This is a genomic window from Streptomyces purpurascens, from assembly GCF_045040895.1.
GTDB lineage: Bacteria > Actinomycetota > Actinomycetes > Streptomycetales > Streptomycetaceae > Streptomyces > Streptomyces purpurascens.
Window position 1 is genome coordinate 7784855 of the sequence record NZ_CP108341.1, and the last position, 12442, is coordinate 7797296.

A 12442-nucleotide genomic window follows, 5' to 3' on the forward strand; every position below is an offset into this window, starting at 1 on the left:
GTCTCCCTTCCCCCCTCGGGTTCGCGCACGACCAGGAGGCTGCCCATGTCCGCGTCCCTCTCCCGACCGCGTGTGGGGGTGTGGCTGATCGGAGCCCGGGGCTCCGTCGCCACCACCGTCGTCACGGGGTGCGCCGCCATCACCGCGGGACTCCACCCGCCCACCGGCATGGTGACCGAGACCCCGGCGTTCACCGACAGCGGTCTGCCCGCGCTGTCCGACCTCGTCTTCGGCGGCCACGACACCCTCGACTGCCCCCTGCCCAAACGCGCCGAGACCCTGACCGCGGGCGGTGTCCTCCCACCGGGCGTCGCCACCGCCGTCGCCGCCGACCTCGCCGCCGCCGACCGGGAGATCAGGCCCGGTGGCCCCACCCCGGGGGACACCAGGAGCGAGGCCGAGCTGATCACGGCCTTCGCCGACGACATACGCGACTTCACGCACCGCCACGAACTGGAGCGGGCCGTGGTGGTGAACGTCGCCTCCACCGAACCCGCCTCCCAGAGGCCCGACGCGCCGCTGCCGGCCAGCACCCTGTACGCGCTGGCGGCCCTGCGCGCGGGCTGCCCCTACGTCAACTTCACCCCCTCCGAGGGCATGCACCACCCCGCCGCCGCCCGCGAGGCCGAGCGCAGCGCCCTGCCGCACGCCGGCCGGGACGGCAAGACCGGACAGACACTGCTGCGGGCCGTGCTGGGCCCGATGTTCGCGCAGCGGGCGTTGACGGTCCGGGCCTGGTCCGGCACGAACCTGCTGGGCGGCGGCGACGGCGCGGCCCTCGCCGACCCGGCCGCCGCCGCGGCGAAGAACGCCGGCAAGGAACGCGTCCTCGCCGACACCCTCGGCACCGTCCCCGAGGGCGAGGTCCACATCGACGACGTCCCGGCCCTCGGCGACTGGAAGACCGCCTGGGACCACATCGCCTTCGACGGCTTCCTCGGCACCCGCATGATCCTCCAGACCATCTGGCAGGGCTGCGACTCGGCGCTCGCGGCACCCCTGGTGCTGGACCTGGCCCGGCTCACGGCCCGCGCCCACGAGACAGGGCTGTCCGGTCCGCTCGACGCCCTCGGCTTCTACTTCAAGGACCCCGTCGGGGACGGGCCGTCCGGTCTCGCCGAGCAGTACGAGGAACTGGTCCGGTTCGGGCGGAGCCTGGGGCAGGCCCATGACGAGGGCCAGGGCACGGGGTCGGTGGCACAGCCCGGCGAGACGGGGGAAGCGCTGTGATGCTGCGCGAAGGCTCTTGCGGATGCCTTGAGGGCGAGTCCACAGCCGCTCCTGAAGGCGGCGCCGACGACACGGCCCCCTGCGCACGCACCGGCCGCTCCCGCCGGCGCGCGTGGGCCGAACTTCTGCGTCTGCCCGCCCTGTTCAGCGTCCCGGGCGACGCCCTGGCCGGCACGGCCGCGACCGGCGCGGCACCCAACTCCCGCACCCTGCTCGCCATCGGCTCCTCCCTCTGTCTCTACGAGGCCGGCATGGCCCTCAACGACTGGGCGGACCGTGACGTCGACGCCGTCGAACGCCCGCACCGCCCCCTGCCCTCCGGCCGCATCCGCCCGGCCGCCGCACTCACGGCGGCCTGTGCCCTCACCGGTGCCGGACTGGCCCTGGCCTCCGGCGCCGGCCGCCCCGCCCTGGCCGTCGCCGTGCCCCTCGCGGCGACCGTCTGGGCGTACGACCTCGGCCTGAAGCACACACCCGCGGGCCCCGTGGCCATGGCTGCGGCTCGTGGACTCGACCTGCTCCTGGGAGCCGCCGCAACGACCGGCCACACCCGACCGGCGCTCCCCTCAGCGGCCCTCCTCGGCACCCACACACTGGCCGTCACGACGGTCTCCCGTCAGGAAGCCCAGGGCGGTTCGCCTCTGGCCCCCTTGGCGGCGCTCGCGACGACCGCCCTGCTGACCCGTGTGGTGACGCACCGCCCTTCAGAGCACCGAGGGGCAACCGCTCTCGACCATCTCGGGCCAGGAGCGACTCGGCCTCCAGGAGCCGCGCCCGGCCGGAATCCCGCGGCACATCTCACCACCGCTCTCGCGGCCGCATACGTCGCGGCCACCGCCCGCCCCTACTTCCACGCCACGCTCAACCCCTCACCTCCGCTCACCCAGCGGGCCGTCGGCGCCGGCGTCCGCGCCACGATCCCCCTTCAGGCCGCCCTGACCGCCCGCTCCAAGGGCACGGCCACGGCCCTCCTCATCGCGGCCCTGGCCCCGCTGGGAGCGAGGTTCGCGAAGAAGGTGAGTGTGACGTGACTCCAGAGAACTCTCCTCAGAACTCTCCTCTCGATCCCCTCCAGCCCCTCCGCTTCGGCTACGGCACCAACGGTCTCGCCGACCTCCGGCTCGACGACGCGCTCTCCCTCCTCGCCGATCTCGGCTACGACGGCGTCGGTCTGACCCTCGACCACATGCACCTCGACCCGCTCGCCCCCGACCTCGCCGCCCGCACCCGACGGGTCGCGCGGCGGCTGGACGCGCTCGGCCTGGGCGTCACGGTGGAGACGGGCGCCCGCTATGTGCTCGACCCGCGCCGCAAACACGGCCCCTCCCTGCTGGACCCGGACCCCGGTGACCGGGCGCGCCGGGCCGACCTCCTCGTCCGTGCCGTGCGGGTCGCGGCCGACCTCGGCGCCCACGCGGTCCACTGCTTCAGCGGCGTCCTCCCGGACGGCACCGACACGGACACCGCGTGGAAGCGTCTGGCCGAGACCCTCACGCCCGTCCTGGACGCCGCCGCCTCCGCCGGCGTCCCGCTCGCCGTCGAACCCGAACCGGGCCACCTCCTCGCCACCCTGGCCGACTTCCACCACCTCCGCCGCACGCTCGGCGACCCCGAGCCTCTCGGCCTCACTCTCGACCTCGGCCACTGCCAGTGCCTCGAACCCCTTTCTCCCGCCGACTGCGTGCGCGCCGCCGCCCCCTGGCTGCGCCACGTCCAGATCGAGGACATGCGGCGCGGCGTCCACGAGCACCTCCCCTTCGGAGACGGGGAGATCGACTTCCCGCCGGTCCTGGCGGCCCTCGCCGCCACCCGCTACCAGGGCCTGACCGTCGTCGAACTGCCCCGCCACTCCCACGCCGGCCCGCACTTCGCCGCACACTCCCTGCCGTTCCTCCGCCACGCCGAGCGGACCGCGGCCACCGCGTCGCCCCACCCCGCTCCGGCCCTCCAGCAGGCCGCGCCACCCCACGGCGCTCCCTCCGCCACCCCTGAAGGGAGCAGCACCCCATGACCCACCCCCGCGCCACACCGGCGGCAAGAACCGACAGCACCCACGGCACCACCCAGGACCGAGGGAACACCGACAGCGCCCAAGCCCCCGAGGACGCCGAGACCCGGGACGCCCAAGCTCCCGAGGACGACACCCAAGGCACCCACACCGCTCACACCCCCTCACCCGCCGATCTCCGTCGCCACCTCACCACCCACCTCGAACAAGCCGCCCGCACCTGGCTCGAGCACGCCCTCGACGAGGCCGCCGCCCACCCCGGCATCCACGGGCCGATCTCCCCCTGGGAGCTGCGTCTCGCCGAGGCCGGTCGCCGCTGCGGTGCCGCGCACGCCGACGCCGCCCGGGTCCTCATCCTCCACGCGGCCCGCGCCGGCACCGACGCCCTGACCCGGGTGTACTTCCAGGGCACCGGCGACGAGCGCCGCGCCGTCCTGCACGCCCTGCCCCACCTCGTGTCCGGCCCCGGCGCCCTCCCCCTGGTCGAGGACGCCCTGCGCATCAACGACACCCGGCTCCTCACCGCCGCCGTCGGCCCGTACGCCGCCCGGCACCTGGCCCCCCACGACTGGCGCCACGCCGTGCTGAAGTGCCTGTTCACCGGCGTCCCCGTCGAGCACGTGGCCGACCTGCCCCGGCGCGCCCACGGTGACGGCGAACTCGCCCGCATGCTGGGCGACTACGCCGCCGAGCGCACCGCCGCCGGCCGCACCGTCCCCGAGGACCTGTACCGCGTCCTGGACCTGACCGAGTCCGTGACCCCGGCCCCCGGCACGGACCACCCCCACGGCAAGGAGTCCTGATGCGCATCTTCGACCCCCACATCCACATGACCTCCCGGACCACCGACGACTACGAGGCCATGTACGCCGCCGGCGTCCGCGCCGTCGTCGAGCCCTCCTTCTGGCTCGGCCAGCCCCGCACCTCGCCCGCCTCCTTCCGCGACTACTTCGACTCGCTGCTCGGCTGGGAACCCTTCCGCGCCGCCCAGTACGGCATCGCCCACCACTGCACGATCGCCCTCAACCCCAAGGAGGCGAACGACCCGCGCTGCGCGCCCGTCCTCGACGAACTGCCCCGGTATCTCGTCAAGGACAACGTCGTGGCCGTCGGCGAGATCGGCTATGACTCCATGACCCCCGCCGAGGACACCGCCCTCGCCGCGCAGCTCCAGCTCGCCGCCGACCACGGCCTGCCCGCCCTGGTGCACACCCCGCACCGCGACAAGCTCGCCGGCCTGCGCCGTACCCTCGACGCCGTCCGGGAGTCCGCCCTGCCCGCGGAACGCGTCCTGGTCGACCACCTCAACGAGACCACCGTCAAGGAGGCCAAGGACAGCGGCTGCTGGCTGGGCTTCTCCGTCTATCCGGACACCAAGATGGACGAGGAACGGATGGTCGCGATCCTGCGCGCCTACGGCACCGAGCAGGTCCTGGTGAACTCCGCCGCCGACTGGGGAAGGAGCGACCCCCTCAAGACCCGCAAGGTCGGCGACCTGATGCTGGCCGAGGGCTTCGACGAGGACGCCGTCGACCGGGTGCTGTGGCGCAACCCCGTCGCCTTCTACGGGCTCAGCGGCCGCCTGAACCTCGACGTCACCGGCACGGAGGCCACTCACGAGGGCAACTCCATCCTCCGTGGCGCCCCGAAGGACCCGCACGAGCCGGAACCCGGCCCGGGAGACGGCGCCGAGCCGGCTCGCGTCCCCGTCGCGGAGGCGTGAACCATGCGCTTCCGCCACCCCGACGGGTCCACCGTCCACCTCGCCTACTGCACCAACGTCCACCCCGCCGAAACCCTCGACGGGGTCCTCGCCCAGCTCCGCGACCACTGCGAGCCCGTCCGCCGCAGGCTGGGCCGCGACCGGCTCGGGATCGGGCTGTGGCTCGCCAAGGACGCCGCCCACGCCCTGGTCACCGACCCGTCCGCGCTGCGCGGCCTGCGCACCGAACTCGACCGGCGAGGCCTCGAAGTCGTCACCCTCAACGGCTTCCCCTATGAGGGCTTCGGCGCCGAGGAGGTCAAGTACCGCGTCTACAAGCCGGACTGGGCCGACCCGGAACGCCTCGACCACACCACCGCCCTCGCCCGGGTCCTCGCAGGGCTCCTCCCCGACGACGTGGCCGAGGGCACCATCTCCACCCTGCCCCTCGCCTGGCGCACCGCGTACGACGACGAGCGCGCGGAGACCGCCCGCACCGCCCTGCGCACCCTCGCCGAACGCCTCGACGCCATCGAGGAACTGACCGGCCGCTCCATCCGCGTCGGTCTGGAACCGGAACCCGGCTGTGTCGTCGAGACCACCCGCGACGCCATCGCCCCGCTCACCGCGATCGGCCACGACCGCATCGGCATCTGCGTCGACACCTGCCATCTCGCCACCTCCTTCGAAGATCCGGACACCGCCCTGGACGCCCTCACCGAGGCCCGCGTCCCCGTCGTCAAATCCCAGCTCTCCGCCGCCCTGCACGCCGAGCACCCCCATCTGCCCGAGGTCCGCGAGGCCCTCGCCGCGTTCGCCGAACCCCGCTTCCTGCACCAGACCCGCACGGCCACCGCCGCCGGCCTGCGCGCCACCGACGACCTCGACGAGGCCCTCGCGGGCCACGCCCTGCCGGACGGCGCACCTTGGCGCGCCCACTTCCACGTCCCACTGCACGCCGCCCCCGCCACGCCCCTCACCTCCACACTCCCGGTCCTGAAGAGCGCACTGACCCGGCTCGTCGGCGGCCCGGCCCCGCTCACCCGCCACCTGGAGGTCGAGACCTACACCTGGCAGGCCCTCCCGCCCGAGCTGCGCCCCAAGGGCCGCACCCAGCTCGCCGAGGGCATCGCCGCCGAACTCACCCTCGCCCGCGACCTGCTGACGGACCTCGGCCTGAAGGAGCTGCCATGAGCACCCACCCTTCCGCCCCGGGCACCCACCCGGCTCCGGCAGGCCCCACACCCCTCCTCGTCCTCGACGTCGTCGGCCTCACTCCCCGGCTCCTCGACCACATGCCCCGTCTCAAGGCGCTCGGACAGTCCGGCTCCCGCGCCCCGCTGGGCACCGTCCTGCCCGCCGTCACCTGCGCCGCCCAGTCCACGTTCCTCACCGGCACCATGCCCTCGGAGCACGGCATCGTCGGCAACGGCTGGTACTTCCGCGAACTCGGCGACGTCCTCCTGTGGCGCCAGCACAACGGGCTCGTGGCCGGCGACAAGCTCTGGGACGCCGCCCGCCGTGCCCACCCCGGCTACACCGTCGCGAACATCTGCTGGTGGTACGCCATGGGCGCCGACACCGACTTCACCGTCACCCCCCGTCCGGTCTACTACGCCGACGGCCGCAAGGAACCCGACTGCTACACCCGGCCGGCCGCGCTGCACGACGAACTCACCGAAAAGTTCGGCACGTTCCCCCTCTTCCACTTCTGGGGTCCCGGAGCCGACCTCGTCTCCAGCCGGTGGATCATCGACGCGACCCGCCACATCATCCGCACCCGGCACCCCGATCTGACGCTCTGCTACCTCCCTCACCTCGACTACGACCTGCAGCGCTTCGGCCCCGACGACCCGCGCTCCCTGAAGGCGGCCGCCGATCTGGACGCCGCCCTGACCCCGCTCCTGGACGACGCCCGCGCCGAGGGCCGCACGGTCGTCGCGCTGTCCGAGTACGGCATCACCCGCGTGAACCGGCCCGTCGACATCAACCGCGCTCTGCGGCGTGCCGGCCTCTTGGAAGTGCACACGCAGGACGGCATGGAGTACCTCGACCCGATGGCGTCACGTGCCTTCGCGGTCGCCGACCACCAGATCGCCCACGTCTATGTGCGCCGCCCCGAGGACCTCGACGCCACCCGGGCCGCCCTCGACGGTCTGCCCGGCCTCGGCCAACTCCTCGACGACGAGGGCAAGAAGGCCCATCACCTCGACCATCCGCGCGCGGGCGAACTCGTCGCCGTGGCGGAACCCGACGCCTGGTTCACGTACTACTACTGGCTCGACGACGCCCACGCGCCCGACTTCGCGCCACTCGTCGAGATCCACCGCAAACCCGGCTACGACCCGGTCGAACTCTTCATGGATCCCCTCGACCCCTACGTCAAGGTCAAGGCGGCCACCGCACTGGCGCGCAAGAAACTCGGCATGCGCTACCGCATGGCGGTCGTGCCCCTGGACCCCTCACCTATTCGCGGCAGCCACGGCCGCCTTCCGGCGAGCGACGACGACGGTCCGCTCCTCATCTGCTCCACCCCCCGTGCTGTCGGCGACCGCGTCGCGGCCACCGATGTGAAGTCACTGCTGCTCGAACTCGCCGGTCTCGGCTGAGGACAAGGCCTCAGTCCCGACTGGTCACAAGTGAAGCACTCACCACTGACAACGCCCCGCGATCACGAGGAGTACCACGCATGAGCCGCTTCTCCCAGCCCGATCCCGAGCTCACCCACCGCCTCAGCAGACGCGGCATGCTCGGCGTGGCCGCCGGCGCCACCGCCGCCGCCCTGCTCGGTGCCGCGGCCCCCGCGACCGCGGCCACCGGCACCGCGACGGCCGCCACCGGCACCGCGTCCGGCGCCAAGGGCCGTGGTCGCCCCGTGCTGCCGCCCGGCCGCCTCGGTATCCAGCTCTACAGCCTGCGCGACAAGGTCTCCACCCTCGGCTTCGGCCCCGTCTTCGCCGAACTGGAGAGGTACGGCTACGACGAGGTCGAGTTCGCCGGCTACACCCAGGGCTCAGCGGGCCCCATCACGCTCGCCCAGCTCAAGCGGCTGGCACGGAACCACGGCCTGAACCCGATCGGCAGCCACGTCGGCTACTACTCCAACGACCCGGCCGCCTACACCTTCGCCCAGAACCTCACCAAGGTCCTCGACGACGCCCAGGCCCTCGGCCTCAAGCACATCGGCACGGCCTCGGGCCCGTTCCGCTACGGCTCCACCGTCGACGCCTGGAAGCGCGCCGCCGAGGACTTCAACACCTACGGCGCCGCGGCGAAGGCCCGGGGCATGAAGTTCTACCAGCACAACCACTCAGAGGAGTTCTCCTTCGCCACGGACAACCCCAAGGTCCGCCTCTACGACATCCTGCTCAAGGAGACCGACCCGGACCTCGTCTACCTGGAGATGGACATCTACTGGGCGTACGTCGGCCAGTTCCGCTTCTCCAAGCGGCCCGACGGCAAGCCCGCGCCGTTCGAACCGCTGAACTACGTCCTCAAGCGGCCGGACCGCTACCCGCTGTTCCACGTGAAGGACGGGGAGAGCGACCCGTCGAACCCGTACGGCTACAACATGACCGACGTGGGCGACGGCGACATCGACTACCAGCGGTTCATCTCCGCCGTCACCCGGCTGCGCGGCCACCGCATGGCCCACCACTGGCAGGCCGAGCACGACAACCCGGCCGAGTCCTTCACGTTCGCGCGCCGTTCCAGCGCACACCTGCACTCCCTGAGGGAGAAGTGCTGAGGGCCGTACCGGCATGAGGAGGCCCCTCCCGCGTCAGGGAGGGGCCTCCTCACAGGTGGGACGGCCAGCCCACGAGCCCTGTCCGGGCACGTCACGGTCAGGCCGTGTCCTCGCCGAGCGGTTGTGGATTGGGAACGATGCGGCTCTCTTCCCTGTCGCGTCCCGGCGGGGAGAGGAACAGTGCCACGCAGCCGGCGAAGAGCGAGATCGAGCCGGCCAGGATGAAGGCACCGGAGTGCCCCCAGGCGCCGACGACCACGGCACCCATACCCGCGCCCAGACCGGAGACGAGCTTGGCGCTGTAGACCATGCCGTAGTTGGACGCGTTGTTGTTCTCGCCGAAGTAGTCGGCGGTGAGCGCCGCGAACATCGGGAAGATCGCGCCGCCGCCGAAGCCGGAGATCGCGGAGAAGATCAGGAACAGGGTCAGGTTCTTGCTGTCCGCCGACCAGAGGATGCCGAACTGGGCCAGGCCCAGGATGACGCACACGGCGAGCAGGCACCGCTTGCGGCCGTAGAGGTCGGAGAGCCAGCCGATGACGCCACGGCCGGTACCGTTGACGATCGCTTTGAGGGACATGGCCGTGGCCACGATCCCGCCCGCGAATCCGGCCTCCTCGCCGATGTCCACCTGGAACGCGATACCGAAGATGTTCACGCCGGACGTGCACGCCAGACAGAACCACATCAGGGCCACCCGGCCGGTCTTCCACGCCTCCTTGGGGGAGTACTGGTGGACCGCCGGCGGGTTCATCCGCAGCGAGCGCGCCGCGCGCGGGTCCTTCGGCGGGTTGAGCGGGTCGATCGAGGCGGGCCACCAGTTCTTCGGCGGGTCCCTGAAGAAGTAGCCGGAGAACGCGACGATTCCGGCCAGGAACACACCCACCGAGACCAGCACCCAGCGGAAGTTGGTCAGGTCCATGTAGCCGTTGAAGAGGAAGACGAAGGGCACCGAGCCGTAGGCGAAACCGCCGTTGACGAAGCCGGTCTTGCCGCCCTTGCGCTCCGGATACCACTTGCCCACCATGTTGACGCAGGTGGCGTACACCATGCCCGCGCCCATGCCGCTGAACATGCTGAAGCCGATGTAGGCGACCACGACGTGCGGCGCGAACGCCAGCGACAGATAGCCCAGCAGGGTGCCCGTCGCCCCGCACATCATCGCCCAGCGGGCCGGCAGCTTCCCGCTCTCACGCAGTTTGCCCGCGGGGAAGGCCACCGCGGCCTGGAAGAAGACCCACACGGTCATCATCCAGAAGATGTGCATGCTGTTCCAGTGATGTGCCGTGTGCAGGGTGTCCTCGGCGGACGCGAACGCGTACTCGGCGGAGGAGATGCCCATCATGCCGATCCAGGGCAGGATCACCATCCACTTGCGCTTGCGCCCCATGATGTCGATGTCGGACTCGCCGATGCGATAGACGCGTCCGTTCTTGTCGGTCACCTCGCGATAGGCGGCGACCCGTGGAACGTCGGTGGTTGTCACGTGGATTGCACCCCTTGCGTCGAAAGATCTGGCCAGCGCCCCCTGTCCCATGCCTTTCGTGCGCGTACGGGTCCCGGGGCCGGCCGACGCGCACCGTCGGCCGGCCCCCGCTCCCTCACCTCATGTACCGCCCCCCAGCACCCCCGCCTCCCGCGCCCAGCGGTACTTGGCGCCGAGCACGGCAACCGGCTTCTCGGTCGTGTACGGGTACGCCACGACCCCGCGCTCGAAGAGGTACTGGCAGGCCTCCTCGACCTCCACATCGCCCGCGAGCGACGCCACGACGGGCTTCTCGATGCCCCGCTCCCGGAACTCGGCCACCACGCGCGCGGTGAGCTCCGCGAAGACCATCGGAGGGGTGACGATGGTGTGCCAGTAGCCGAGGACGAGCGCGTGGATGCGCGGGTCCTCCATCCCCAGCCGGATCGTCGCCTCGTACGTCGACGGCGGCTCGCCCCCGGTGATGTCCACCGGGTTGCCGGCGGCCCCGAAGGGCGGGATGAACTTCCGGAACGCCTCGTCCAGATCGGGCGGGATCTCCATCAGCGACAGCCCGTTGTCCGTCACCGCGTCCGAGAGCAGCACGCCGCTGCCGCCGGCCCCCGTGATGATGACGACGTTGTCGCCCTGGGGTGCGGGAAGCACCGGCAACGCGCGCGCGTACTCCAGCATCTCGTTCAGCCCAGGGGCCCGGATGACCCCGGCCTGCCGCAGGATGTCGTCGTACACGGCGTCGTCGCCCGCCAGGGCACCGGTGTGCGAACCGGCCGCCTTCGCGCCCGCCGCCGTACGCCCCGCCTTCAGCACGACCACCGGCTTCTTCGGCACGGTCGCCCGCGCGGCCTCCACGAAGGCGCGCCCGTCCTTGAGGTCCTCCAGGTGCATCGCGATGCAGTCGGTGTGCGGGTCCTCCCCGAACCAGGTCAGCAGGTCGTCCTCGTCCAGGTCCGACTTGTTGCCGAGTCCGACGATCGCCGACACACCCGTTTTGGTGGTGCGCGCGAAGCCCAGGATCGCCATCCCGATGCCGCCCGACTGCGAGGTCAGCGCGACCCCGCCCTTGACGTCGTACGGCGTGCAGAACGTGGCGCAGAGGTCCTGCCAGGTCGAGTAGTAGCCGTAGATGTTCGGCCCCAGCAGCCGTACGCCGTGCCGCTCGGCGATCTCCACGATCTCCGCCTGGAGTTCGTGCTCGCCGGTCTCCGCGAAGCCGGAGGGGATCAGCACGGCGTTCGGGATCTTCTTGCGTCCCACCTCCTCCAGGGCCGAGGCCACGAACTTGGCGGGGATCGCGAAGACCGCCACATCCACCTCACCGGGAACGTCCGTGACACTCTTGTACGCCTTGCGGCCCAGGATGTCGTCGGCCTTGGGATTCACCGGGTGGATGTCCCCGGCGAAGCCCCCGTCGACGAGGTTGCGCATCACGGAATTGCCGATCTTGCCCTGCTCGTTGGAGGCGCCGATCACGGCGACCGAGTTCGGCTGCATCAGCCGGCGCATGGACGTGAGGATCTCGTCCCGCGAGTACTTCCGGCGTGCCGGGGGCTGTGACTCGGCGAGGATCACCCGGATGTCGGCCGCGACGGCGCCCTCCGCCGTCGCGATCACCGGATTGAGGTCCACCTCGGCGATCTCCGGGAAGTCCGCGACGAGTTCGGACACCCGGCGGATCTGCTCGGCCACCGCCCACCGGTCCACACCCGCCTGGCCGCGCACCCCGCGCAGGATCTCCGCCGAGCGGATCGAGTCCAGCATCGACAGTGCCTCGTCGGCCTCCACCGGGGCGAGCCGGAAGGTGACGTCCTTCAGGACCTCGACGAGCACCCCGCCGAGCCCGAACGCGACCACCTTCCCGAACGTCGGGTCCGTCACCGCGCCGACGATGACCTCCTGCCCCTTCGGCAGCAGCTCCTGCACCTGCACACCGTCGATGCGGGCGTTCGCGTCGTAGGCGCGCGCGTTGTCGATGATGGTGTGGAACGCGGCCCGTACGTCGGCGGCGCCCTCGACGCCGACGACGACCCCGCCGGCGTCGGTCTTGTGCAGGATGTCCGGCGAGACGATCTTCATCACGACGGGCCCGCCGAAGCGCGCCGCGAACGCCACGGCCTCCTCGACGTCGGTCGCCAGCTCCTCGCCCGGTACGGCGATCCCGTACGCGTCGGCGATCACCTTGCCCTCGGGCGCGGTCAGCGCGGTCCGCCCCGTGGCCCGCACGGAGTCGAGGAGGCCGCGCACCCGCAGAAGGCGGTCTTCTGCCATCAC

General features: G+C 71.8%; 10 protein-coding genes. 8 read left to right on the plus strand and 2 right to left on the minus strand.

Annotation, left to right across the window (positions count from 1 at the left end; all coding sequences use genetic code 11):
* The first annotated feature begins 45 nt into the window (after positions 1-45).
* From OHU35_RS35410 to OHU35_RS35445, 8 genes are all read left to right on the plus strand, one after another.
* The gene (locus OHU35_RS35410) at positions 46-1230 is read left to right on the plus strand and encodes an inositol-3-phosphate synthase (protein ID WP_405508204.1); all 1185 of its coding nucleotides are present in this window, start codon (positions 46-48) and stop codon (positions 1228-1230) included.
* Positions 1230-2261, plus strand: coding sequence for an SCO3242 family prenyltransferase (locus tag OHU35_RS35415; protein WP_405508206.1), 1032 nt, complete (start codon positions 1230-1232; stop codon positions 2259-2261). The genes OHU35_RS35410 and OHU35_RS35415 overlap by 1 nt, the downstream gene beginning before the upstream one ends.
* Complete coding sequence (locus OHU35_RS35420) at positions 2258-3241, plus strand: sugar phosphate isomerase/epimerase family protein (RefSeq protein WP_405508208.1); 984 nt, start codon at positions 2258-2260, stop codon at positions 3239-3241. The genes OHU35_RS35415 and OHU35_RS35420 overlap by 4 nt, the downstream gene beginning before the upstream one ends.
* Complete coding sequence (locus tag OHU35_RS35425) at positions 3238-4041, plus strand: EboA domain-containing protein (RefSeq protein ID WP_405508209.1); 804 nt, start codon at positions 3238-3240, stop codon at positions 4039-4041. The genes OHU35_RS35420 and OHU35_RS35425 overlap by 4 nt, the downstream gene beginning before the upstream one ends.
* A complete protein-coding gene (locus tag OHU35_RS35430) occupies positions 4041-4961 on the plus strand; it encodes a TatD family hydrolase (RefSeq protein ID WP_189726157.1) in 921 nt (306 codons plus the stop codon). The genes OHU35_RS35425 and OHU35_RS35430 overlap by 1 nt, the downstream gene beginning before the upstream one ends.
* Before the next feature lie 3 nt (positions 4962-4964).
* Entirely contained in the window at positions 4965-6134 is a 1170-nt protein-coding gene (gene eboE / locus OHU35_RS35435) for a metabolite traffic protein EboE (RefSeq protein WP_359889338.1), read from the plus strand.
* On the plus strand, positions 6131-7549 hold the full coding sequence (locus tag OHU35_RS35440) for a nucleotide pyrophosphatase/phosphodiesterase family protein (RefSeq protein WP_405508212.1): 1419 nt from the start codon (positions 6131-6133) through the stop codon (positions 7547-7549). The genes eboE and OHU35_RS35440 overlap by 4 nt, the downstream gene beginning before the upstream one ends.
* 80 nt (positions 7550-7629) lie before the next feature.
* The gene (locus OHU35_RS35445; RefSeq protein WP_405508214.1) at positions 7630-8688 is read left to right on the plus strand and encodes a sugar phosphate isomerase/epimerase family protein; all 1059 of its coding nucleotides are present in this window, start codon (positions 7630-7632) and stop codon (positions 8686-8688) included.
* Between the two features lie 97 nt (positions 8689-8785).
* Here OHU35_RS35445 and OHU35_RS35450 read toward each other — a convergent pair whose 3' ends face one another.
* Both OHU35_RS35450 and OHU35_RS35455 read right to left on the minus strand, forming a co-directional pair.
* Positions 8786-10174, minus strand: a complete 1389-nt coding sequence (locus OHU35_RS35450; protein WP_189726153.1) for an OFA family MFS transporter — start codon at positions 10172-10174, stop codon at positions 8786-8788.
* Between the two features lie 120 nt (positions 10175-10294).
* Positions 10295-12439: an acetate--CoA ligase family protein gene (locus tag OHU35_RS35455; protein ID WP_359889346.1), complete on the minus strand. Its 2145-nt coding sequence runs from the start codon at positions 12437-12439 to the stop codon at positions 10295-10297.
* Positions 12440-12442: the final 3 nt, after the last annotated feature.